General features: G+C 70.8%; 21 protein-coding genes. 9 read left to right on the top strand and 12 right to left on the bottom strand.

Translation table 11 applies throughout. The features are described 5' to 3' along the window. Nucleotides 1-38 precede the first annotated feature (38 nt). Genes G412_RS0112560 through G412_RS0112605 form a run of 10 tightly spaced genes read right to left on the bottom strand, consistent with a single transcriptional unit; the run spans nucleotide 39 to nucleotide 10284 of the window. On the bottom strand, nucleotides 39-1547 hold the full coding sequence (locus G412_RS0112560; protein ID WP_028812407.1) for an NADH-quinone oxidoreductase subunit N: 1509 nt from the start codon (nucleotides 1545-1547) through the stop codon (nucleotides 39-41). Next, on the bottom strand, nucleotides 1544-3103 hold the full coding sequence (locus G412_RS0112565; protein ID WP_028812408.1) for an NADH-quinone oxidoreductase subunit M: 1560 nt from the start codon (nucleotides 3101-3103) through the stop codon (nucleotides 1544-1546). The genes G412_RS0112560 and G412_RS0112565 overlap by 4 nt, the downstream gene beginning before the upstream one ends. Before the next feature lie 27 nt (nucleotides 3104-3130). Further along, nucleotides 3131-5125: an NADH-quinone oxidoreductase subunit 5 family protein gene (locus G412_RS0112570; RefSeq protein ID WP_028812409.1), complete on the bottom strand. Its 1995-nt coding sequence runs from the start codon at nucleotides 5123-5125 to the stop codon at nucleotides 3131-3133. Beyond that, complete coding sequence (nuoK, locus tag G412_RS0112575; protein WP_028812410.1) at nucleotides 5122-5511, bottom strand: NADH-quinone oxidoreductase subunit NuoK; 390 nt, start codon at nucleotides 5509-5511, stop codon at nucleotides 5122-5124. Before nuoK ends, G412_RS0112570 begins: the two co-directional genes overlap by 4 nt. Beyond that, nucleotides 5511-6071 (bottom strand): NADH-quinone oxidoreductase subunit J family protein, encoded by a 561-nt coding sequence (locus G412_RS0112580; RefSeq protein ID WP_028812411.1) that lies wholly within the window; start codon nucleotides 6069-6071, stop codon nucleotides 5511-5513. Before G412_RS0112580 ends, nuoK begins: the two co-directional genes overlap by 1 nt. Then, on the bottom strand, nucleotides 6068-6664 hold the full coding sequence (locus tag G412_RS0112585) for a NuoI/complex I 23 kDa subunit family protein (RefSeq protein ID WP_028812412.1): 597 nt from the start codon (nucleotides 6662-6664) through the stop codon (nucleotides 6068-6070). Before G412_RS0112585 ends, G412_RS0112580 begins: the two co-directional genes overlap by 4 nt. Beyond that, nucleotides 6664-7632, bottom strand: a complete 969-nt coding sequence (locus G412_RS0112590) for a complex I subunit 1/NuoH family protein (protein ID WP_028812413.1) — start codon at nucleotides 7630-7632, stop codon at nucleotides 6664-6666. The genes G412_RS0112585 and G412_RS0112590 overlap by 1 nt, the downstream gene beginning before the upstream one ends. Further along, entirely contained in the window at nucleotides 7629-9281 is a 1653-nt protein-coding gene (locus G412_RS34160; RefSeq protein WP_051338301.1) for an NADH-quinone oxidoreductase subunit C, read from the bottom strand. Before G412_RS34160 ends, G412_RS0112590 begins: the two co-directional genes overlap by 4 nt. Further along, entirely contained in the window at nucleotides 9278-9898 is a 621-nt protein-coding gene (locus G412_RS0112600; RefSeq protein ID WP_028812414.1) for an NADH-quinone oxidoreductase subunit B, read from the bottom strand. The genes G412_RS34160 and G412_RS0112600 overlap by 4 nt, the downstream gene beginning before the upstream one ends. Continuing rightward, nucleotides 9889-10284: an NADH-quinone oxidoreductase subunit A gene (locus G412_RS0112605; RefSeq protein ID WP_028812415.1), complete on the bottom strand. Its 396-nt coding sequence runs from the start codon at nucleotides 10282-10284 to the stop codon at nucleotides 9889-9891. Before G412_RS0112605 ends, G412_RS0112600 begins: the two co-directional genes overlap by 10 nt. 409 nt (nucleotides 10285-10693) lie before the next feature. Here G412_RS0112605 and G412_RS0112610 point away from each other — a divergent pair, with 409 nt between their 5' ends. The 5 genes from G412_RS0112610 (at nucleotide 10694) to rarD (ending at nucleotide 17332) form a co-directional block, all read left to right on the top strand. Further along, complete coding sequence (locus tag G412_RS0112610; RefSeq protein ID WP_028812416.1) at nucleotides 10694-12040, top strand: sensor histidine kinase; 1347 nt, start codon at nucleotides 10694-10696, stop codon at nucleotides 12038-12040. Nucleotides 12041-12256: 216 nt separating this feature from the next. Beyond that, a complete protein-coding gene (locus G412_RS0112615) occupies nucleotides 12257-12916 on the top strand; it encodes a response regulator transcription factor (RefSeq protein ID WP_028812417.1) in 660 nt (219 codons plus the stop codon). Between the two features lie 238 nt (nucleotides 12917-13154). After that, entirely contained in the window at nucleotides 13155-15122 is a 1968-nt protein-coding gene (locus G412_RS0112620; RefSeq protein WP_028812418.1) for a 2-oxoacid:acceptor oxidoreductase subunit alpha, read from the top strand. Further along, on the top strand, nucleotides 15115-16164 hold the full coding sequence (locus G412_RS0112625) for a 2-oxoacid:ferredoxin oxidoreductase subunit beta (RefSeq protein ID WP_028812419.1): 1050 nt from the start codon (nucleotides 15115-15117) through the stop codon (nucleotides 16162-16164). The genes G412_RS0112620 and G412_RS0112625 overlap by 8 nt, the downstream gene beginning before the upstream one ends. A 187-nt stretch (nucleotides 16165-16351) precedes the next feature. Continuing rightward, entirely contained in the window at nucleotides 16352-17332 is a 981-nt protein-coding gene (rarD, locus tag G412_RS0112630; protein ID WP_028812420.1) for an EamA family transporter RarD, read from the top strand. Between the two features lie 93 nt (nucleotides 17333-17425). Here rarD and G412_RS0112635 read toward each other — a convergent pair whose 3' ends face one another. After that, nucleotides 17426-18871 carry an MFS transporter gene (locus G412_RS0112635; RefSeq protein ID WP_028812421.1) on the bottom strand — a complete coding sequence of 482 codons (1446 nt, stop codon included), beginning with the start codon at nucleotides 18869-18871 and terminating at the stop codon, nucleotides 17426-17428. Nucleotides 18872-18981: 110 nt separating this feature from the next. On the opposite strand from G412_RS0112635, the gene G412_RS34165 reads away from it, so the two are divergent. After that, nucleotides 18982-19473, top strand: a complete 492-nt coding sequence (locus tag G412_RS34165; RefSeq protein ID WP_051338302.1) for a winged helix-turn-helix transcriptional regulator — start codon at nucleotides 18982-18984, stop codon at nucleotides 19471-19473. On the opposite strand, the gene G412_RS34170 is transcribed toward G412_RS34165, so the two are convergent. Further along, entirely contained in the window at nucleotides 19395-20096 is a 702-nt protein-coding gene (locus G412_RS34170; RefSeq protein ID WP_037648577.1) for a CGNR zinc finger domain-containing protein, read from the bottom strand. The genes G412_RS34165 and G412_RS34170 overlap by 79 nt on opposite strands. 25 nt (nucleotides 20097-20121) lie before the next feature. On the opposite strand from G412_RS34170, the gene G412_RS0112650 reads away from it, so the two are divergent. From G412_RS0112650 to G412_RS0112660, 3 genes are all read left to right on the top strand, one after another. Further along, a complete protein-coding gene (locus G412_RS0112650) occupies nucleotides 20122-20571 on the top strand; it encodes a VOC family protein (protein WP_028812422.1) in 450 nt (149 codons plus the stop codon). Between the two features lie 91 nt (nucleotides 20572-20662). Continuing rightward, complete coding sequence (locus tag G412_RS37140; protein WP_051338303.1) at nucleotides 20663-21157, top strand: hypothetical protein; 495 nt, start codon at nucleotides 20663-20665, stop codon at nucleotides 21155-21157. Nucleotides 21158-21332: 175 nt separating this feature from the next. Further along, nucleotides 21333-22691: a M28 family metallopeptidase gene (locus G412_RS0112660; RefSeq protein WP_028812423.1), complete on the top strand. Its 1359-nt coding sequence runs from the start codon at nucleotides 21333-21335 to the stop codon at nucleotides 22689-22691. Nucleotides 22692-22734 lie beyond the last annotated feature (43 nt).

The raw sequence follows: 22734 nt of genomic DNA on the forward strand, positions 1-22734 counted from the left end.
CCCTTGTGCTACCGGGCCGTCCGTTGGGCCATACGTGATTACTGGAAGAGGTTGCCCGTCGCGAAGCGCAGTACTAGCTGCGGTACGCCGGACAGGGCGATGCCCAGGACGGCGGTGAGGGCGATGGCAACAGTGACGGGCACGGGGACCGCGCGCCGGGGCTGCTCGCCCTCGGGGGCGCGGAAGAGGACCGCGGTCCACTGGAGGTAGTAGTAGAGCGCGATCACGACGTTCACCGCCATGACGACCGCGAGCCAGCCGAGTCCCGCGTCGACCGCCGCGGAGAAGACCGTGACCTTCGCGAAGAGGCCGATGATGCCGGGCGGCAGGCCCGCGAGGCACAGGAGGAAGAAGCCGAGCGCGAGGGCTGCCAGGGGGCGGGCCGCGTACAGGCCGCGGTAGTCGGCGATCCGGTTGAGCGGGTGCGTACGGGCCACCAGGGCGGCGACGGCGAAGGCGCCGAGGTTCACCACGGCGTACATCAGGGCGTACGCGACGGTGGAGCCGATCTGGTCGTCACTGGAGTACGCCGCCGCCGCGATCGGGACCAGGATGTAGCCGGCCTGGCCGACGGAGGACCAGGCGAGCAGGCGGACCGCGCTGTACGCGCGCGTGGCCGACTGGCGCAGGGCGGCGACGTTGCCCACCGTCATGGTCAGCGCCGCCAGCACGGCGATGGCCGGGCCCCATACGTCGGCGTACGAGGGGAAGGCGATGACGGTGACCAGGATGAGGCCCGTGAAGCCGACCGCCTTGCCGATGACGGAGAGGTAGGCGGCGACCGGAAGGGGCGCGCCTACGTACGTATCGGGGACCCAGAAGTGGAACGGGACCGCGGCCGTCTTGAAGGCGAAGCCGACGAGGGTAAGGGCGACGCCTGCCTTGGCGAGGGTGTCGAGCTGCGCCGGTACGTCGTCGAGGCGCACGGCGATCTCGGTGAGGTGCAGGGTGCCGGTCGTCGCGTACACGAAGCTGACGCCGAGCAGCATCACGGCGGTCGCCGTGACGGAGGAGAGGAAGAACTTCAGGGCCGCCTCGGAGGAGAGGCGGTCGCCGCGCTTCATGCCGACGAGGGCGAAGGCGGGCAGCGACGCCACTTCGAGCGCGACGACGAGGGTGGCGAGGTCGCGGGAGGCGGGCAGCAGGGCCGCACCGGCCGCGGAGGACATCAGGAGGAACCAGAACTCGCCCGCGGGGAGCTTGTTCTTCGTCGTCTCGGTCATCGACAGGAGCGCGGTGAGCAGCGCGCCGCCGAGCACCAGGAGCTGGATGACCAGGGTGAAGTGGTCGGCCGTGTAGCTGCAGACCTCGGCGTCGGACGTCAGGCAGAACGTGGAGCGGTCGCCCTGGCGCAGAGGCAGGAGGGTGAGGAGCGCTGCGGCCAGACCGGCGACGGAGAGCCGGCCGAGGAGCTGCTTCTTGTTCGCGGGTACGAAAAGGTCGGCGACCAGGACGATCATGCCGACCGTCGCGGTGATCGTCGGCGGTGCGATCGCCACCCAGTCGACGGACTGGACGAGGCTGGCGCTTTCGGCGGCCACGGTCACGACTTGCCTCCTGCGAGGAGCTTCTGCACGGCCGGGTCGGTGAGGCCGAGGAGGACCGCGGGCCAGAGTCCGGCGAGGACGGTGAGGGCGACGAGGGGGGTCCAGGCGGCGAATTCGTAGCCCTGGACGTCGGCGATCTTCGCCGGCTCGGGGGCTTGCTGTGGGGGTACGCCCATGCAGACGCGGCGTACGACTACGAGCAGGTACGCGGCGGTGAGCAGGGTGCCGACGCCGGCGATCGCCATGAAGGTGAGGAACGCGGGGCGGCTGAGGCCCTCCGCCGGGTCGAAGGCGCCGAACATCGTCAGCATCTCGCCCCAGAATCCGGCGAGGCCGGGGAGGCCGAGGGAGGCGACCGCGCCGAAGGCGAGGAGACCGCCGAGGCGGGGGGCGCGGCCGTAGAGGGCCGCGCCGGTGGCGCCGGCGAGGGTGTCGAGGTCGGCGGTGCCGTAGCGGTCCTTGAGGGCGCCGACCAGGAAGAAGAGCAGGCCGGTGATCAGGCCGTGGGCGATGTTGGCGAAGAGTGCGCCGTTGACGCCGGTGGGGGTCATGGAGGCGATGCCGAGGAGGACGAAGCCCATGTGGCCGACGGAGGAGTACGCGATCAGGCGCTTGAGGTCGCCCTTGGCGCCTTTGCGGGCCAGGGCGAGGCAGGCGAGGGATCCGTAGATGATGCCGACGACCGCGAAGGCGGCGAGGTAGGGCGCGAAGGTTTGCATGCCGTCGGGCGTGATGGGCAGTGCGATGCGGACGAATCCGTACGTACCCATCTTCAGCAGGACGCCCGCGAGGAGGACCGAGCCGACGGTGGGGGCGGCGGTGTGGGCGTCGGGGAGCCAGCTGTGCAGCGGCCACATCGGGGTCTTCACGGCGAGGCCGATGCCGATCGCCAGAACGGCGATGACCTGCACGGATGTGGTCAGTCCACGGCCGTTGTCAGTGGCGAGTGCCACCATGTCGAATGTGCCCGACTGCAGTCCGATGAGGAGGATACCGAGCAGCATGACGACGGAGCCGAGCAGCGTGTAGAGGATGAACTTCCAGGCGGCGGGCTGTCGTTGGTCACCGCCCCAGCGGGCGATCAGGAAGTACATCGGGATGAGCACCATCTCGAACGCCAGGAAGAACAGCAGGAGATCGAGGACGGCGAAGGTCGCGAGCATGCCGGATTCGAGGACCAGGACGAGGGCGACGAAGGCCTTCGGGGAGGGGCCCGCAGGCAGCTTGAAGTAGCTGTAGAGCGCGCAGAGGAAGGTCAGCAGCGCGGTCATGACGAGGAGGGGGAGCGAGATGCCGTCGATGCCGAGGTGGATCCTGACGTCGAGCGCCGGGATCCAGCTGATGTCGGTCGTGGCCTGCATCTTCGACGGGTGGTCGTGGTCGAAGCCGAGCGTGAGCGCGATGGCTGCGAGCAGGATCGCGCCGGTCACGGTCACGCCGTGGCGGAGTACGGCCTGGTGGGGGTTCTTGCCCTTCAGGCCCGGCGGGGCCGGGAGCAGGGCCGCCGCGGCGCCGAGGAGCGGGCCGACGACGATGAACGCCAGGAGGAACTGCATCACGGACGGGCTGATATCGATCACGGCTCACGCTCCGACGGCGGCGACGATGACGGCGGCGATCGCCAGGACGACGGAACCGGCGAGCAGTGCGCTGAGGTAGGTCTGCACGTTGCCGGTCTGGGCTCGGCGGACGCCCGCGCCGAGCAGGCGCGGGAGGGTGCCCGCACCGCGTACGTACGTCTCGACGACCTCGCGGTCCAGGAAGCGGACCAGCTCGGCGGCTGCCTGGACGGGCCGTACGAAGAGGGTGTTGTAGACGGCGTCGAGGTGGAAGCCGACGGCGGCGTGCCGGTGCAGGGGGCCCAGCAGGAGCCGGCCGGGGTCGGCCGGGTCGGGGGCCGACGCGATGTCGCCGTAGGCGGGGGTGTGGGTGGCGATGGCTTCCGCCTCGGAGACGGCCGGGCTTTCTTCGGGGTGGGCGGCCACGGCGCCGATCGGGGGGCGGGCGGCCATGGCGGTGGTGTGGCGCCAGGCGCCGTAGGTGACCAGTCCGCCGACGAGGGCCACGCCGGTGCCGAGGACGGCGGTGGTGACGGTCGGGGTGAGGGCGTGGCCGTCGAACCAGCCGGCGAGGTGGCCGACGGTGAGGCCGAGGGCGAGGGAGGGGATGGCGAGGAACCACAGGACGCCGTTCATGGCGACGGGCTGCTTGCCGTGTTGCGGGGCGGCGGGGCCGTGGCCGCGGAAGGCCAGCAACCACAGGCGGGTGGCGTACGCCGCGGTGAGGACCGCGGTGAGCAGGCCCGCGACGAGCACGGTCCAGCCGGCTCCGGAAGGCACGCCCGTGGTGTCACCGAGGGAGGCGTGCTCGGCGGCGACGAGGACGGCTTCCTTGGAGAAGAAGCCGGCGAAGGGCGGGATCGCCGCCAGGGCGAACAGGGCGATCGTCATCGTCCAGTACGCGTCCGGGATGCGCTTGGGCAGGCCGCTCATGCGGGACATGGCGGCGAGAGAGTTCGTGCCGGCGGCGTGGATGATCACGCCGGCGCCGAGGAAGAGGAGCGCCTTGAAGGCGCCGTGGGAGAGGAGGTGGAAGACGGCGGCGCCGCGGTCACCGACGGCCAGGGCGCCGGTCATGTAGCCGAGCTGGCCGATCGTCGAGTACGCGAGGACGCGCTTGATGTCGTCCTGGGCGAGGGCGGCGAGGGCGGAGCCGACCATCGTGACGGCGGCCATCACGGCGAGGACGGTCAGGGCCGCGGCGGAGGCGGCGAAGACGGGGAGGAGGCGGGCCACGAAGTACACACCGGCGGCGACCATCGTCGCGGCGTGGATCAGCGCGGAGACGGGCGTGGGGCCCGCCATCGCGTCGGGCAGCCAGGTGTGCAGCGGGAACTGGGCCGACTTGCCCGCCACACCGGCCAGGAGCAGCAGGGCGATCAGGGTCGGGTGGTCGAGCCCGCCGCTGCCGACGGCGCTGAGGATGCCGGTGATCCGGAACGTACCGGCGTCGGCGGCGAGGGCGAACAGGCCGAAGAGGAAGGGGATGTCGCCGAGCTTGGTGACCAGGAAGGCCTTGAGGGAGGCGGCGCGGGCTTCGGGCGTCTCCCAGTAGTGGCCGACGAGGAAGTACGAGCAGATGCCCATGATCTCCCAGCCGACCAGCAGCACCATCAGGTCGCCGGAGTAGACGACGAGCAGCATCGCGGAGGTGAAGAGGGAGATGAGGGCGGCGTACGACGGATAGCGCGGGTCGTCGCGCAGGTAGCCCGTCGAGTAGAGCTGCACGCAGGTCGCGACGACCCCGACCAGGACGGCGACGAGGACCGCGAAGCCGTCGAGGTGCAGGGCGAGGTCGATGGGGACCGAGCCGGTGGGGGTGAGCTGCGTCGAGGCGTCGATCGGCCCGTCACCGCCCTGGCGTACGGCGACGAGGGCGGCCAGCACGGCGGCTGCCACGGTCGGCAGTACGGCGAGGGGCCGGACGAAGCCGGGCGCGGTGCGGCCGAGCAGCAGGCCGGCGGCGGCGCCGAGGAACGGAAGGAGGGGGACGAGGACGGCGAGGGTCGTGGTCGTCACGCGGCGGCCTCAGCCTTCTGTGCGGCCTCTTGTGCGGCCTTCTGTGCCAGGGCGGAAGCCGCTGCTTCGTCGGCGGCCGGGCCTTCGGCGGTGTCGCGGAGTCTGTCGATGTCCGAGGTGCCGCGGTTGCGGTAGACCATCAGGACGATCGACAGGCCGATGCCGATCTCCGCCGCGGCGATGGCGATGGTGAACAGGGTGAGTGCCTGGCCGGTGTGGAGGGTGTCGCGCAGCCAGACGTCGAAGGCGACCAGGTTGAGGTTGACGGCGTTGAGCATCAGCTCGACGGACATCAGGACCAGGATCGCGTTGCGGCGCGCGAGCACTCCGTACAGACCGGTGCAGAAGAGGAGGGCTGCGAGCACGGCGGGATAGGCGAGGTGCATCAGCGCTGCTCCTTGTCGCTGTCGCTCTTGCGGGAGAGGACGATCGCGCCGACGAGGGCGGCGAGCAGCAGGACCGAGAGCGCCTCGAAGGGCAGCACCCAGTGCTGGAAGAGGATCTCGCCGGTCGCCCTCGTCGAGCCCTGGGACGGTCCCTCCAGGTCGATCCACTGGGTGCGGAACGCGTCCACGACCACCCAGACGAGTGCGGCGGCCGCGGCGACGGCGACCACGAGTGCGGCCCAGCGGTTGCCGGAGTCGGCGTCCGGGGAGCGGCCGATGGGGGCCTTGGTGAGCATCAGCCCGAAAAGGAGGAGGACGACCACGGAACCGACGTAGATCAGGACCTGTACCCAGGCGACGAACTCGGCCGTCAGCAGGAGGTACTCGACGGCGAGACCGCCGAGTGCCACGACCAGCCAGAGGGCGGCGTGCACGAGCTGCTTGGTGGTGACGGTGACGACGGCCGCGCCGAGGGTGACGATGCCGACGAGAAGGAAGGCGATCTCGACGCCGGTCGGGGAGAGGAAGCCCTGCTCGGCGGCTGCGGCGAGGTGGCTCATTCGGTGGGCCCCTCGTCTTCCTGCTGGGCGGGCTGTTGCTGGGCGGCCTGTTCCTGGGCGGCCTGTTCCTGGGCGGCTGCGAGCTTGTCGGCGGCCTTGCGGGCAGCCGCGATCTCCTTGGGCTCCTCGGCGCCCGGGTCCAGGGCGGGCGGCTCGGGCACCGTCCACATCCACTCGCGGAGCTTGTCCCGCTCGTGGGTGAGTTCGTGGATGTCGGTCTCGGCGTACTCGAACTCCGGGGACCAGAAGAGCGCGTCGAAAGGACAGACCTCGATGCAGATACCGCAGTACATGCAGAGCGAGAAGTCGATCGCGAAGCGGTCGAGGACGTTTCGGCTGCGCTCGCGGCCGCCGGGGACGGCGGCCGGGACCGTCTCCTTGTGCGAGTCGATGTAGATGCACCAGTCGGGGCACTCGCGGGCGCAGAGCATGCAGACCGTGCAGTTCTCCTCGAACAGGCCGATCACACCGCGCGAGCGGGGCGGGAGTTCGGGCTGGGTGTCCGGATACTGCGCGGTGACGTGCTTCTTCGTCATCGTGCGGAGTGTGACGGCCAGGCCCTTGGCGAGGCCTGCGCCTGGGATCGGAGGCATTACTGGATCGCCACCTTCACGATGCCGGTGAGCGCGATCTGCGCGAGAGCGAGCAGGATGAGTACGGTCCAGGCGAGCTTCTGGAGCTGGTCCTCGCGAAGGCGCGGGTAGGTCACGCGCAGCCAGATGACGCCGAACGCGAGGATCGCGGTCTTGAGGAGCGTCCAGACCCAGCCGAGGCCGTCCGCGCCCCAGGGGCCGTGCCAGCCGCCGAGGAACAGGACGGTGGTCAGACCGCACAGGACGACGATTCCGGCGTACTCCGCGAGCAGGAACAGCGCGAAGCGCAGGCCCGTGTACTCGGTGTACGCGCCGAAGATGATCTCGGAGTCGGCGACCGGCATGTCGAAGGGCGGTCGCTGGAGTTCCGCGAGGCCGGCGACGAAGAAGACGATGGCGCCGACGATCTGCCACGGCAGCCACCACCACTCGAAGGCGTTCAGGATGCCGGGGAGCGATACGGTGCCGGCCGCCATCGCCACGGAGGCGGCGGCGAGCAGCATCGGCAGTTCGTACGCGAGCAACTGGGCGGCGGTGCGCAGGCCGCCGAGGAGGGAGAACTTGTTGGCCGAGGCCCAGCCCGCCATGAGCGAGCCGAGCACTCCGACGCCCATGACAGCGAGCACGAAGAAGATGCCCGCGTCGATGACCTGGCCGACCGCGCCCTCGCTCGGGCCGATCGGGATCGCGACGAGCACGAGGAGGTACGGGAGGAGCGCGACGGCGGGCGCGAGCTGGAAGATACGGCGGTCGGCGTTGGCCGGGACGATGTCTTCCTTCTGCGCGAACTTCACGCCGTCGGCGACGAGCTGAGCCCAGCCGTGGAAACCGCCCGCGTACATGGGGCCGAGGCGGCCCTGCATGTGGGCCATCACCTTGTGCTCGGTCTGCCCCACGACGAGCGGCAGGACCATGAACACGGCGAAGACGATGACCAGGCGGAAGGCGACATCGAGTACGTCGTTCACGCGTTGTCGCTCCCTCGGTCCGGGTCTGGGGTGGCGGCGGCCGCGCCCTCGCCGTCGGCGGAGCGGTTGGCGGAGCGGTTGGCGGAGCCGTTGGCGTCCTGGCCGGGCTCCCGGTCGGCGTCGGCCTGACCGGCTTCCCGGCCGGCGGCCTGCTTGCCGGGCACCTCGCGGGGCTCCTTCGCGGCGCCCGCGTCGCCGCCCAGGGCTTCTTCGGCGGCCGCGTCGGCGGCTTGGGCCGCGTCGGCCTCGGTGTCGGCGGACGCGCCCGTTTTGGTGGCGGCTTCCGCGTCCGGCCGCGTCTGTGGCTCCGGCCGGGTCGTCGGCTCGGGATGGGTCGCCGGTTCGGGCCGCGTCTGCGGACCGGTCTCCGTTTGCGGCGCGCCCTCGTCCTCGTCCTGGAAGGCGGGGCGCGGGTGGTGCCAGGGCGCGTCCGCGCTGCGCGCGGGCGCCGCCGGTGCGGGCCGTGCCGCCGGTGCGCCGACCCCGCCCTCGGCGGACCCCGCAGCCGGCGGGGTCGTGGCTTCCGGCTCCGGGGAAGGCTGCGTCGCCGGAGCCGCGCCTGCGGTCGAGGCGCCTGTGGTCGAGGCGTCCGAGGCCTGGCTCGCCGAGCCGTCGGTCGCGCCGCGCGTGCGGCGCGGCGCGACCGGGGTCGTCGCGTCGGTCGCGGGCGTCGCGGCTTCCGCCGCCTCGCTTACCGAGCCCTCGCTCGGCTCCCGGCCCGGCGCGGCCGGGGTCGCAGCCTCGCTGGTGGGTGTCGCAGCCTCCGCTGCCTGGGTTACCGAGCCCTCCGTCGAGCTGCGGACCCGACGCGGCGACGCCGGGGGCGCAGCCTCCGGGGAAGTCGTCGCCGCCTCCGCCGCCTGGCTCGCCGAGCCCTCGGTCACGCTGCGGGCGCGGCGCGGGGGGCGGGCGGTGGTGGCTTCGGGGGACGGCGTCGTCGTCTCCGCCGCCTGGGTTGCCGGGCCTTCGGTCACGCTGCGGGCGCGGCGTGGCGGGCGGTCGGCTGCTGTGCCGGCCGCGCGGGGGGTGCGGGCGGGGCGGGCCGGAGCCGGTGGGAGCTGGCCCTTCAGGGGGCCCCACTCGTTCGGGTCCGGTACGCCGGGCGGCAGCATCTGGCGGCGCTTGGGGCCGCCGTGGTCCGACTCCCCCGGCTCCTTCGCGCCCGGCCACGCCTTGGCGACCCGCGCCGCCAGGACGAAGTCCTTGCGCAGCGGGTGGCCTTCGAAGCCCTCGGGCAGGAGGAGCGGCGCCAGGTGCGGGTGGCCCGTGAAGTCGACGCCGAACATCTCGTGTGTCTCACGCTCGTGCCACTGCGCGCCCGCGTAGATCTCGACGGCGGAGGGAACGGCGGGCGCCGAGTGCGGGACGGTCGTACGGAGCAGGAGGCGTCGTACCGTACGGCCTTCGAGGGCGACGACGTGGGCGCAGACGCGGAAGCCCGTGCCCGGCTCGTCGACCGCGCTCAGCCAGTCGAAGTAGGTGCAGCCCAGCTTGTCGCGAGCGATTTCGAGCGCCGCGATCCAGGAGCCGACCGGGACGTCGACAGTGAGCAGGTCGTAGCCGCGCTCGGCGGTCGCTTCCTCGCCGAAGATCTCGGTGACGGCGTCGGGCAGGCGGTCGTACGCCGTCGTGTTGGTCGCCTCGCTCACTTCGCGGCCTCCCCCGGTGCCGGCGGCGGCGGGACGAGGCCGCTGCGCAGGGCTGCCGTGGAGGGCCGGCCGTGGCCGTAACGCTCGCTCAGGGACTCGCGGGCGATCTTCTCCTGGAGCTTGAGGATGCCTTGGAGCAGAGCCTCGGGGCGAGGCGGGCAGCCCGGTACGTACACGTCGACCGGGATGATCTGGTCGACGCCCTTCGTGACGGAGTACGAGTCCCAGTAGGGCCCGCCGCAGTTGGAGCAGGCGCCGAAGGAGATGACGTACTTCGGCTCGGGCATCTGCTCGTACAGCCGCTTGACGGCCGGGGCCATCTTGTCCGTGACCGTGCCGGAGACGACCATCAGGTCGGCCTGGCGCGGTCCCGGCGCGAAGGGGATCACGCCGAGCCGGATGAAGTCGTGGCGCGCCATCGACGCGGCGATGAACTCGATCGCGCAGCAGGCGAGACCGAAGTTGAAGACCCACAGGCTGTAGCGGCGGCCCCAGTTCAGGACCACCTTCATGGGCTCGGGGGCTAGGCGCGCGAGCGCTCCCAGGCGCTTCGGACCGGAGAGCGGCGGCAGCGTCGGCTCGGGGAGATCGACAGGGGTCACGCGGGTCACGTCCATTCGAGGACGCCCTTCTTCCATGCGTACAGCAGTCCCACGGCCAGGAAGCCGAGGAAGATGAACATCTCGACCAGCGTCGTCGCACCGTATTCGGGCGCGGCGAAGACCGTCGCCCAGGGGAAGAGGAAGATCGAGTCGACGGCGAAGATCACGTACAGGAAGGCGTAGACGTAGTAGCGGACCTGTGTGTGCGCCCAGCCCTCTCCGACCGGGTCCACGCCGCATTCGTACGTCAGCAGCTTCTCCGGCGTCGGCACGACGGGGCGCAGCAGGCGCCCGGCGCCGAAGGCCACGGCGACGAAGAGGACGCCGATGACTGCGAGCAGTCCGACGACCGAGTAACTCTGGAAGTACCCGTCCGCGAGAACAACCGTCGGTTCCGGCACGTCCGCCCCTCTCGCTCCCTGGCCTCGTTCGCCTCGTCCGGCGATCTGTACGCACGGGAGTCTAGGCCCTGGTAAAGGCCGGGTAAGCAGCCGTCTCACACAGGGGTGGAGTTGTCCCTGCTTCCGCGCTCCCAGGCACCCCATGGCTTCCGTGGTCGGCGCCCGGCAGGCTGAGCACCATGACCGCCACCGGCAGCGACCACCTCCCAGATTACGACCGGTCAGAGCGGCCCGGGCGGGCGGCCATGGTGACAGCGACGGCGACGGTCGAGCGCCGAGCAGGGGTGGGGAAAACCCCCGGTCGGAAACGGTGACCGGCCTCATGGTTCCGGCTCTGTACGTCCCAGCATTCTTGAGTCACACACGGCAACGCTCACCAGAACCACCAGAGCAGAAACGGACGGCAGCGATGGCCACGGAGTACGCACGGCAGACCGGGGACCAGTGGGCGCCCGATGACCGGCCCCGCAGGAGGCACGTCCTTCCTCCGGCGCTGCGCGCGCCGGTCGAGGCCCGGACCTGGCGCGAGTTCGGCTACCTGATGCTCGGCCTGCCGGTCAGCGTGCTGTTCTTCGTCTTCGCGGTCACCATGACGTCGCTGGGCATGGGCCTGCTGATCACCTTCCTGGGCGTACCGGTACTGGCGGCGTGCCTGGCCGGCTGCCGCGGTTTCGGGGCGGTGGAGCGGGCCCGCGCCAGGGGGATGCTGAAGCTGGACGTGGCGGACCCGGCGCCGGTGCGCGCGAAACCGGATGGCGGGCCGATGTCCTGGATGCTCGCGATGCTCAGGAGCGGGACGTCCTGGCGTCATCTGCTGTACGCCGTGCTGCATCTGCCCTGGGCGGTGTTCGCCTTCTCGGTGTCGCTGGTCCTGTGGTCGTACGGCTGGGCCATGCTCACGTACCCGCTGTGGCAGTGGGTCTTCCCCGTCTACGCCGGTGTGGACGGTATCCAGCTATACGGCGACGGCACGCACCACATCTACCTCGACGAGGCCGGTGAACTGGCCGTGACCAGCGCGTTCGGCCTGCTCCTCACCCTCGCCACCCCCTGGGTCGTACGCGGCCTGGTGACCGTGGACCGGGTGCTGGTGACCGGGCTCCTCGGCCCGTCCAGGCTCGCCACCCGCGTCTCGGAGCTGGAGTCGGACCGGGGCGTCGTCGTCGACACCGCGGCCGCCGACCTGCGGCGCATCGAGCGCGATCTGCACGACGGGGCGCAGGCCCGGCTCGTCGCTCTCGCGATGGACCTGGGGCTGGCCAAGGAGAAGCTGGCGCACGACCCACAAGCCGCGGCACGCATGGTGGACGAGGCGCACGGCGAGGTGAAGATCGCGCTTCAGGAGCTGCGGGACCTGGCCCGCGGCATCCACCCGGCCGTCCTGACCGACCGCGGTCTGGACGCGGCGCTCTCGGCGGTGGCCTCCCGGTGCACGGTGCCGGTGCGGGTCGAGGTGGACCTTCCGGCGCGGCCGGCCCCGGCCATCGAGGGCATCGCGTACTTCACCGTCTCCGAGCTCCTCCAGAACGTCAGCAAGCACGCACGGGCGTCGCGGGCCACGGTCGACGTGTGGCAGACGGCGGACCGGCTGATGCTCCAGGTGGGCGACGACGGGCAGGGCGGCGCGGACCCAACGGCCGGTTCGGGGCTCGCGGGGCTCGCGGAGCGGCTGGACGCCGTCGATGGAGTCCTGGTCGTCGACTCGCCGGCGGGCGGGCCGACCACGGTCACGGCCGAGCTGCCCTGGCGGGGCTGACCGGCGCTGCCCACCGCCCGCTCCCCCGGCCGCCCTCCCGCCCGCCTCGCCGCCCGCTCCCCTGCCCACCTGGCCGCCTGGCCGCCCGCCCGCTCCAGAGTCGTACGCCACTATTCCCAGCACCTGGGCCCGCGCCGGTCCGGATGCTGGGATGCTGGGGTTCGACGTGTGAGGAGCAGTCAATTGCTGGGGGGCTACAGGGCCGTGAAGGACAGAGTGCGGGTCGTCATCGCCGAGGATTCAGTGCTGCTTCGGGAGGGCCTGACCCGGCTGCTGACCGATCTCGGACACGATGTCGTCGCGGGCGTCGGGGACGCGGAAGCGCTGATCAAGACGGTGGATGAGCTGGCGTCGCAGGGTGAGCTGCCGGATGTGGTGGTGGCCGACGTACGGATGCCGCCGACGCACACCGACGAGGGCGTGCGGGCGGCGGTGCGGCTGCGCAAGGACTACCCGGACATCGGGGTCCTGGTGCTCTCGCAGTACGTCGAGGAGCGGTACGCGACGGAACTGCTGGCCGGGTCGAGCCGGGGCGTGGGCTATCTGCTCAAGGACCGGGTGGCCGAAGTGCGTGAGTTCGTGGACGCCGTCGTACGGGTGGCCGGGGGCGGGACCGCGCTCGACCCCGAGGTCGTGGCGCAGTTGCTGGGCCGCAGCCGCAAGCAGGACGTGCTGGCGGGGCTGACGCCCCGCGAGCGGGAGGTCCTGGGCCTCATGGCCGAGGGCCGCACGAACTCGGCGGTCGCCAGGCAATTGGTGGTGAGTGACGGAGCCGTCGAGAAGCACGTCAGCAACATCTTCCTTAAGCTCGGACTCTCGCCCAGCGACGGTGACCACCGCCGGGTGCTGGCGGTGTTGACGTACCTGAACACCTAGGGACCGGGCAGGTGATCCGGCCGGGGGTCCTAGAACCAAAGGACGAGTACGGAGCGTCTTCGAGCAGAGCGCCGGGGGGCGGGCAAAATATGGCAAAACAGGGCAGTAGAGCGTCTCAAAATGGGGCCCAGCATGTGATAACCCCAGGGAAGGGCACCCTTACCGACGTAGGGTGGGCCCTGGGGCCACCGGCCGGCCGGCGGGCCCCGAGCAGCCGCCTCGAGGGAGGTCCAGTTCAGTGACCAGCCAGGTCAGTAGCCCGGCCGAGAAGGCCGACGGAGCCGATGGTGCCGACGGAGCGAATGACACCGTCGTCGGGGAACAGCGCAGCACGGCGGGCCAAAAGCCCTCCGAAAAAGAGATCCGCCGCCTCGATCGGGTGATCATCCGTTTCGCGGGCGACTCCGGTGACGGCATGCAGCTCACGGGCGACCGCTTCACCTCGGAGACGGCGACCTTCGGAAACGATCTGTCGACGCTGCCGAACTTCCCGGCCGAGATCCGGGCGCCCGCCGGCACGCTGCCGGGCGTATCCAGCTTCCAGCTCCACTTCGCCGACCACGACATCCTGACGCCCGGTGACGCACCGAACGTCCTGGTGGCCATGAACCCGGCCGCGCTGAAGGCGAACATCACGGACCTGCCGCGCGGCGCGGAAATCATCGTCAACACCGACGAGTTCACCAAGCGCCCGATGGCCAAGGTCGGCTACGACACCTCTCCGCTGGAGGACGGCTCACTGGACGCGTACAACGTCCACCCGGTGCCGCTGACCACGATGACGATCGAGGCGCTCAAGGACTTCGGCCTGTCCCGGAAGGAGGCCGAGCGGAGCAAGAACATGTTCGCGCTCGGGCTGCTGTCGTGGATGTACCACCGGCCGACCGAGGGCACCGAAAGGTTCCTGCGGACGAAGTTCGCCAAGAAGCCCCGGATCGCGGAGGCGAACGTCGCGGCGTTCCGGGCCGGCTGGAACTTCGGCGAGACCACCGAGGACTTCGCGGTCTCCTACGAGGTCGCCCCGGCGACCCGGGCGTTCCCTCCGGGTACGTACCGCAACATCTCCGGGAACCTGGCTCTGTCGTACGGGCTGATCGCCGCGAGCCAGCAGGCGGACCTGCCGCTCTACCTGGGCTCGTACCCGATCACTCCGGCCTCCGACATCCTGCACGAGCTCAGCAAGCACAAGAACTTCGGCGTGCGGACCTTCCAGGCCGAGGACGAGATCGCGGCCATCGGCGCGGCGCTCGGCGCGGCGTTCGGCGGGCAGCTTGCCGTCACCACCACCTCGGGCCCCGGTGTGGCGCTGAAGTCGGAGACCATCGGGCTGGCGGTGTCGCTGGAGCTGCCGCTCCTGGTGGTCGCCATCCAGCGCGGCGGGCCCTCGACGGGCCTGCCGACCAAGACGGAGCAGGCCGACCTGCTCCAGGCGATGTACGGGCGCAACGGCGAGGCCCCGGTGCCGATCGTGGCGCCGAGGACCCCCGCCGACTGCTTCGACGCGGCCATGGACGCGGCGCGCATCGCGCTGACGTACCGGACGCCGGTGTTCCTGCTCTCCGACGGTTACCTGGCCAACGGCAGCGAGCCGTGGCGGATCCCCGAAATCGACGAGCTCCCGGACCTGCGCGTGCAGTTCGCGACCGGCCCGAACCACGAGCTCGCCGACGGCACCGAGGTCTTCTGGCCGTACAAGCGCGACCCGCAGACGCTGGCGCGTCCGTGGGCGGTGCCCGGCACGCCGGGTCTGGAACACCGCATCGGCGGCATCGAGAAGCAGGACGGCACGGGCAACATCTCGTACGACCCGGCCAACCACGACTTCATGGTCCGCACCCGTCAGGCCAAGGTCGACGGCATCGAGGTCCCGGACGTTGAGGTCGACGACCCGGACCGCGCCAGGACGCTGGTGCTGGGGTGGGGCTCGACGTACGGCCCGATCGCGGCCGCCGTACGCCGGCTCCGCGCGGCCGGGACACCCATCGCGCAGGCCCACCTGCGCCACCTCAACCCGTTCCCCCGGAATCTGGGCGAGATTCTGGGGCGTTACGAGAAGGTGGTCGTGCCCGAGATGAACCTCGGACAGCTGGCCACCCTGCTCAGGGCCAAGTATCTGGTCGACGCCCACTCGTACAACCAGGTCAACGGAATGCCGTTCAAGGCCGAGCAGCTCGCCACGGCTCTCAAGGAGGCCACCCATGACTGAGGCGCTCTCGCTGGTACCCAAGGCCGAGGCCAAGCAGTCGATGAAGGACTTCAAGTCCGATCAGGAAGTGCGCTGGTGCCCCGGTTGCGGTGACTACGCGGTCCTCGCCGCCGTGCAGGGCTTCATGCCCGAGCTCGGGCTGGCGAAGGAGAACATCGTCTTCGTCTCCGGTATCGGCTGCTCGTCCCGCTTCCCGTACTACATGAACACCTACGGGATGCACTCGATCCACGGCCGCGCGCCGGCGATCGCGACCGGCCTCGCCTCCTCGCGGCGTGACCTGAGTGTGTGGGTGGTGACCGGTGACGGCGACGCGCTGTCCATCGGCGGAAACCACCTGATCCACGCGCTGCGGCGCAACGTCAACCTGAAGATCCTGCTGTTCAACAACCGGATCTACGGGCTGACCAAGGGCCAGTACAGCCCGACCTCCGAAGTCGGAAAGATCACCAAGTCGACGCCGATGGGCTCGCTCGACGCGCCCTTCAACCCCGTGTCGCTCGCCATCGGCGCCGAGGCGAGCTTCGTCGCCCGTACGGTCGACTCGGACCGCAAGCACCTCACCGAAGTACTGCGGCAGGCCGCCGACCACCCCGGTACCGCGCTGGTGGAGATCTACCAGAACTGCAACATCTTCAACGACGGCGCCTTCGATGTCCTCAAGGACAAGCAGCAGGCCGAGGAGGCCGTGATCCGGCTGGAGCACGGGCAGCCGATCCGCTTCGGCGCCGAGGGGGCGAAGGGTGTCGTACGGGACGCCGCCACCGGCGACCTCAAGGTCGTCGCGGTGACGCCCGAGAACGCGTCGCAGATCCTGGTCCACGACGCGCACGCCGCCTCGCCCACGACGGCTTTCGCGCTCTCGCGCCTCGCTGATCCGGACACGCTGCACCACACCCCGATCGGGGTACTGCGCAGCGTCGACCGGCCGGTCTACGACACGCTGATGGCCGAGCAGCTCGACACCGCCATCGAACGGAACGGCAAGGGCGACCTGGGTGCGCTGCTCGCGGGCAACGACACCTGGACCGTCGTCGGCTGAGCCTTTCCGGTACGTGAGAGGGGCGCCCGGTCATCGGACCGGGCGCCCCTCTCACGTCCGCACCACCGGGCCGTCGTGAATGCCATGACCGTCATTGCTGTCATGACCGTCCTGCAAGACGGACATGACAAGCGAGCGGGATCGGCGTTACCTTCAGCGGATTGGTGTGCGCGCGTCGGGAGGGCCTGTGAAGTCGGTCAAAGAACAGCGATCAGGGTTGCTGTACGGCATCGGCGCCTACGGGATGTGGGGCCTCGTCCCCCTCTTCTGGCCCCTCCTCAAGCCCGCTGGCGCGATGGAGATCCTGGCCCACCGCATGGTGTGGTCGCTCGCCGTCGTCGGCGTGGTGCTGGTGGCGGTACGCCGGTGGGCGTGGGTCGGGGAGCTGGTCCGGCAGCCGCGCAAGCTCGGGCTCATCGCCGTCGCCGCGACGGTCATCACCGTCAACTGGGGGCTCTACATCTGGGCCGTCAACAGCGGCCAGGTCGTCGAAGCGTCGCTCGGTTACTTCATCAACCCGCTGGTCACCATCGCCATGGGTGTCCTGCTGCTGAAGGAACGGCTGCGGCCCGCGCAGTGGGCGGCGGTCGGCGTCGGCTTCGCGGCGGTGCTCGTTTTGGCTGTCGGGTACGGGCGGCCGCCGTGGATCTCCCTGGTCCTGGCGTTCACGTTCGCGACGTACGGACTGGTCAAGAAGAAGGTCAACCTGGGTGGCGTGGAGTCGCTGGCCGCCGAGACCGCCATCCAGTTCCTGCCGGCGCTGGGCTACCTGCTGTGGATCGGGTCGCACGGGACCTTGGCCTTCGGCGCGCAGGGTGCCGGCCACGCGGCGCTGCTCGCCGCCACCGGTGTGGTGACCGCCGCGCCGCTGGTGTGCTTCGGGGCGGCGGCGATACGGGTGCCGTTGTCGACGCTCGGGTTGTTGCAGTACCTGGCGCCGGTCTTCCAGTTCGGGCTCGGCGTCCTGTACTTCCACGAGGCGATGCCGCCGGAGCGGTGGGCCGGCTTCTCGCTGGTCTGGGCGGCGCTGGCACTGCTGACGTGGGACGCGCTGCGGAACGCCCGGCGGGGCCGGACGGAGGCGGCGCGGCGGCTCGCGGCGGCGGGGGCGGGTGGTGCTGTGGGGGCGGGTTGCCCCCGGCCAGCATCCAGCCCCTCCGGCGTTTGAGGAGCGGGGCCTGGGGCGGCGCCCCAGGTCGGGAAGGGGCGGGGTGGGGAAAAGGCCCCGCAGGGCCCATCCCGCAGGGCCCGCCACCCCCGCCTACGCCACCGGCACCGTGCCGGCGTTCGCCGCAACCGGGTCAGGGGTGGCCGCCCGTACGCCGCCCGTGCCGCGCCCCCGCAGGCCGAACGCCGTGAGTGCCGCGCCCGCGACCACCATCACCGCCGGTACCGCCAGCGCCGCCCGGAACGCGCTGAGGGTGGATTCCGGCGAGCCGTCGCCGTTCGCCGCCACCAGGCCGTACACCGCCGTCACCGCCGAGATCCCGACCGCGGAGCCGAACTGCGTCGCGGTCGCGAGCAGTCCGCCCGCCACGCCCTGCTCCTTCTCCTCGATGCCGTCCGTCGCGGCGATCGTGAGCGGCCCGTACGCCAGCGCGAACGCCGTACCCGTCAGGAACAGCGTCGGCAGCATCGCGGCGTACGACCAGTCGAGACCCACCGGCAGGAACAGCACGTACGACACGATCGCCAGCACGAAGCCGCCGAAGATCACCCGCGCGTTGCCGAACCGGTTGACCAGGCGAGGGGTGAGCGTCGGTGCCAGCACCGCGTCCGCGCCCATGATCACCAGGGCCAGCGCCGTCTCCAGCGACGACCAGCCGCGCAGTTCCTGGAGGTAGAGCGTGACCATGAACTGGAAGCCGAAGAAGGAGCCGACGAAGAGCAGCGCACCCAGATCGGCACGGACCATCGACGCCTTGCGCAGGATTCCGAGCCGTACCAGCGGGGCGGGCGAGCGGCGCTCGATCGCCACGAATCCCGCCGCGAGCAGCAGCCCAGCGGCCACCACGGCGGCCGTGGTCCGCCAGCCGTCGAAGCCGTGCTCCAGCCGTACGATCCCGTACGCCAGCAACAGCATCGCCCCGGCGGCCGTCACCGCACCGGCGAGGTCGAAGGAACCCCCGCCCCGGCGCCTCACCGGCCGCGCCTCCGCCGGGAGCAGCCGCAGCGCCGCGATCAGGATGAGCCCGCCCAGCAGCACCGGCGCGAAGAACACCCACCGCCACCCGAGCTGGGTCAAAAGTCCGCCGATGACCAGGCCGAGCGAGAAGCCGCCCGCAGCGGTGCCGGCGAAGACGAGCAGCGCCTTGTTGCGCTGCGGGCCCTCCTCGTACGAGGTGGTGATGATCGACATGGCCGCCGGAGTCATGAACGCCGCCGCCACCCCGGTCGCGAAGCGGGCGACGATCAGCATCCAGCCCTCGGTCGCGAATCCGCCCAGCGTGGAGAAGCCGAGGAAGATCGCCAGCCAGGTCAGGAACATCCGCCGTCTGCCGAGCAGGTCGGCCGCGCGGCCGCCGAGCAGGGTGAATCCGGCGTACCCGAGGACGTACGCGCTCATCACCCAGGCGGCGGTGCCGGTCGGCAGCTCCAGGTCGGACCTGATGGACGGCACGGCCACCGACAGCATGGCGACGTCGATGCCTTCGAGGAAGATGGTGCCGCAGAGTACGAGCAGGAGTGCCCAGGCGCGTCGGGTCATGAGTGGTGGCCCCTCACATCACGTCAGGTGACGTCAGATGACGTCAGTTATCGGAATGCCGGTCGGTTCTCTCTTGTAACCATTGGCATCCTGCGGCAGCATCACGACCTATGGAAGAAGGCACTTTGAAGTCACCGAGTAACTGCGAAGTCACCGACTCCCAGGGGGCTTACGGCGACACCGACCCTTTCCAGTGGGACACCCGCGAGGACTGCGAGGTGCGCCAGATCCTCGACCGCGTCGCCGACAAGTGGTCGCTGCTCGTCATCGCGCTGCTCGACAGCCACGTACTGCGCTTCACCGAACTGCGGCGCAAGATCGACGGGATCAGCCAGCGCATGCTGACGGTGACGTTGCGTCAACTGGAGCGAGACGGGCTCGTCAAGCGCACGGTGCATCCGGTGGTGCCGCCGCGTGTGGAGTACGAACTCACGCCGCTCGGCGCCACGTTGCACACGACGATCCGCTCACTCGTCACGTGGACCGAGAAGCACCAGAACGAGATCGCGGCGGCCCGCGCCGACTACGACGCCCGCACGGCGGCCGACGACGAGGCAACTCCTGCGGCTCCGGCGGCAGTCGGCGCACCTTCCGCCCGCTGACTCTCCCTCCCGCTCGCGCTCCGGCGGGCCCGGTGGGCGCGCGCCTTGTTGCGGTTCCCGCAGCGTTCCATCGCGCACCAGCGGCGGCGGCCGGGGCGCGAGGTGTCGACGAACAGCAGCGAGCAGTCGTGCGAGCCGCATGCGCGGATGCGGTGGGCGTACGGTCCGGTGAACAGGTCGATCGCGTCGCGGGCCACCGTCGACAGCAGCTTGTCCCCCGTGGCGCCCGGCGCCCACGCGCGTACGGCGCCCACGCCCGCGCCCACGTCGATACGGGCGACCAGCGGCTCCCGCGCCGCCCGCGCGTTGACCACATCGAGGTCGCCCGCCGCCAGGGCCCGGCCGTGGGCCCGGTCGGCGGCCAGCCGGTGCAGCGCGTCCCGCAGGGCGCGCGCGTCCGCCAGCTCCCTCGCGCTCACCGCCAGGCCGAGCCCGCCCGGCAGCCGGCTCCGCGCCGCCCAGCGCACGAGATCGGCCGGCTCGTGCAAGACCTCGTACCGGGCGAGCAGGCCGGGGCCGCCGGTCGGGAGCAGCTCAAGGCAGAGGGCTCCCGGATCGAAGAGGTAGGGGCGGCCTTCCGGCGTACGCAGGGTCAGTCCCGGCGTTTCTGTCGCTGGCTCCATCACGTAACCAATATAAATGGTTAGCATGACACTGCACTGGAAGCTTGTCGTCGACGCCAACGACCCGCACCCGCAGGCCGATTTCTGGGCCGCTGCCCTCGGCTACGAGGTGGAGAACAACAGCGCGCTCATCGAGCGCCTCATCGGCTTCGGCGCCGTACCGCAGGCTGCTGCGGTGGAGTCCCACGGCCGCCGCGCATGGCGTGATCTGGTCGCCGTCCGGCATCCGGACGACCCGTACGACGAGGACAGCGGGGCGGGCCTCGGCCGCCGGATCCTCTTCCAGCGCGTACCGGAAAGGAAGACAGTCAAGAACCGGCTGCACATCGACGTGCACAGCGAGCCGGGAACACGGGAGGCCGAAGTCGCCCGTCTGGAGACGCTGGGCGCCGCCGTCGCCCGTCGCGTGAAGGAGTCCGGAGGGGAGTGGGTGGTCATGACCGACCCCGAGGGCAACGAATTCTGCGTCCACTGAAGCCCTGAAGCTCTGGCTTGGCTCAAGTCGGGGTTGTTCTCCCCGGCCGGGCGGCATGGTCGATTCACCGACTCGACCGACGGGGGATCTGATGAAGTACGCCATACGCCCGGCTGCCGCCGCACTCACCGCGTTCGCCTTTCTCACCGGTTCGGCGGCCTGCGTTACGCCGTCGGCTCCCGAGCCACAGCAGGCGGCGGGCGACGCCCCGCCCCGCTTACCCAGCGAGCAGCAGCTCGGTGATGTCGCCGCCGGCGCCCTGAGCGACCAGGACACGCTCGACGACGCGGGGACGTTCGTACTGTCGACGACCGACGGTATCGACAGCGCCGCCCGCAGCGAGATCGCCGCCGGCACTCCCCTGCTCATCGAGGCCGCCTGCGCGGGCAAGGGATCGGTGACCCTCACCGTCACCTCGGGCAGGTCCGGGACCCGGCAGCAGGTGGCCTGCGCCGACAAGCCGCGCGCGAAGACCTTTGCCTTCACCACCCGCGCGGGCTCGATCTCGCTCGATGCCGACCGGGGCACAGCCACGCGCGGCGGTCTCGCCTACCTCGTACGCCGTCCGGCATCCGAACACCGCTGACCGGTTTCCGCTCTTGACGAAGAGTCAAATTGTCGCTGAACATGCAGCACGCACAGCCCACGCACAGCCACGCGCAGCCCATGCACCAGCAGCTCCAGCGCCCCGCGCCGTCACCCGCGTGCCGGGGCGTCCCGCACGTTCCGTTTGTCCCCGTACGGAATCCGGAGCCCCCCACATGAACCTCTCCAGCGTCTCCTGCCGCCCGACTCCCAGACGCACCGCCGTCGCGGCCGTCGCCCTGGCCCTCACCGGCCTGGCCGCCGCCACCGCGCCCGCCGCGTCCGCCGCACCGACCGCCGCACCGACCGCCGCTGCCACCGCCCTCGCTCCCCTCGCCGCCCCTGACATACCCCTCGCCAACGTCAAGGCGCACCTGACCCAGCTCCAGTCGATAGCCACCGCCAACGGCGGCAACCGCGCCCACGGCCGCCCCGGCTACAAGGCCTCAATCGACTACCTGAAGGCCAAGCTGGACGCCGCCGGATTCACCACCTCCGTCACGACGTTCACCTCCAGCGGTGCGACCGGCTACAACCTGATCGCCGACTGGCCGGGCGGCGACCCGAACCAGATCCTGATGTCCGGCGCGCACCTCGACTCGGTCAGCTCGGGACCCGGCATCAACGACAACGGGTCCGGATCAGCCGCCGTCCTGGAGACCGCACTCGCCGTCTCCCGCGCCCAGCTCAAGCCCACAAAGCACCTGCGGTTCGGCTGGTGGGGCGCGGAGGAACTCGGGCTCGTCGGCTCGAAGGCGTACGTCAACAGCCTTCCCGCCACCGAGCGTTCGAAGTTCTCCGGCTACCTCAACTTCGACATGATCGGCTCGCCGAACCCCGGCTATTTCGTCTACGACGACGACCCGGCCATCGAGAAGACCTTCAAGGACTACTACGCCGGCCTCGGCGTCCCCACCGAGATCGAGACCGAGGGCGACGGCCGCTCGGACCACGCGAACTTCAAGAACGTGGGCATACCGGTCGGCGGCCTCTTCACCGGCGCCAGCCGTACGAAGTCGAGCGCCCAGGCCCAGAAGTGGGGCGGCACCGCCGGAACGGCCTTCGACCGCTGCTACCACTCGTCCTGCGACACCACGGCGAACATCAACGACACCGCCCTGGACCGCAACAGCGACGCGATCGCCCACGCCGTGTGGACGCTGGGCAGCGGGCCGGCCGTCCCGCCCGGCGACGTACACGAGAACACCACCGACGTCGCCGTCCCGGACAACGGCGCGGCCGTCACCTCCTCCGTCACCGTCTCCGGCCGTACGGGCAACGCCCCGGCCGCGCTCAAGGTGGGCGTGGACATCAAGCACACCTGGCGCGGTGACCTGGTCGTGGACCTGGTCGCGCCCGACGGGACGGCGTACCGGCTGAAGAGCTCCAGCAGCAGCGACTCGGCCGACAACGTGATCGCCACCTACACGGTGGACGCGTCGAGTGAAGCGGCCAACGGCACCTGGAAGCTCAGAGTCCAGGACATCGCCGCGCAGGACACCGGTTACATCGACGGCTGGAAGCTCACCTTCTGACCCACGCCGTTACGGCCCGGCCCCCGGCGGGGGCCGGGCACAT

The sequence above is a fragment of the Streptomyces flavidovirens DSM 40150 genome (genome assembly GCF_000429085.1).
In the GTDB taxonomy this organism is placed as follows: Bacteria; Actinomycetota; Actinomycetes; order Streptomycetales; family Streptomycetaceae; genus Streptomyces; species Streptomyces flavidovirens.

What these genes read in the sequence shown, in the direction of transcription:
- G412_RS0112635 (WP_028812421.1), bottom strand. Translation starts at nt 18,871, where the DNA reads ATGACCCGACGCGCCTGGGCACTCCTGCTCGTACTCTGCGGCACCATC.
- G412_RS0112565 (WP_028812408.1), bottom strand. Translation starts at nt 3,103, where the DNA reads ATGCAGTTCCTCCTGGCGTTCATCGTCGTCGGCCCGCTCCTCGGCGCC.
- G412_RS34165 (WP_051338302.1), top strand. Translation starts at nt 18,982, where the DNA reads ATGGAAGAAGGCACTTTGAAGTCACCGAGTAACTGCGAAGTCACCGAC.
- G412_RS0112625 (WP_028812419.1), top strand. Translation starts at nt 15,115, where the DNA reads ATGACTGAGGCGCTCTCGCTGGTACCCAAGGCCGAGGCCAAGCAGTCG.
- G412_RS0112580 (WP_028812411.1), bottom strand. Translation starts at nt 6,071, where the DNA reads ATGAGCCACCTCGCCGCAGCCGCCGAGCAGGGCTTCCTCTCCCCGACC.
- G412_RS34170 (WP_037648577.1), bottom strand. Translation starts at nt 20,096, where the DNA reads ATGGAGCCAGCGACAGAAACGCCGGGACTGACCCTGCGTACGCCGGAA.
- G412_RS0112610 (WP_028812416.1), top strand. Translation starts at nt 10,694, where the DNA reads ATGGCCACGGAGTACGCACGGCAGACCGGGGACCAGTGGGCGCCCGAT.
- G412_RS0112585 (WP_028812412.1), bottom strand. Translation starts at nt 6,664, where the DNA reads ATGCCTCCGATCCCAGGCGCAGGCCTCGCCAAGGGCCTGGCCGTCACA.
- G412_RS37140 (WP_051338303.1), top strand. Translation starts at nt 20,663, where the DNA reads ATGAAGTACGCCATACGCCCGGCTGCCGCCGCACTCACCGCGTTCGCC.
- G412_RS0112600 (WP_028812414.1), bottom strand. Translation starts at nt 9,898, where the DNA reads ATGGACGTGACCCGCGTGACCCCTGTCGATCTCCCCGAGCCGACGCTG.
- G412_RS0112650 (WP_028812422.1), top strand. Translation starts at nt 20,122, where the DNA reads ATGACACTGCACTGGAAGCTTGTCGTCGACGCCAACGACCCGCACCCG.
- G412_RS0112660 (WP_028812423.1), top strand. Translation starts at nt 21,333, where the DNA reads ATGAACCTCTCCAGCGTCTCCTGCCGCCCGACTCCCAGACGCACCGCC.
- nuoK (WP_028812410.1), bottom strand. Translation starts at nt 5,511, where the DNA reads ATGCACCTCGCCTATCCCGCCGTGCTCGCAGCCCTCCTCTTCTGCACC.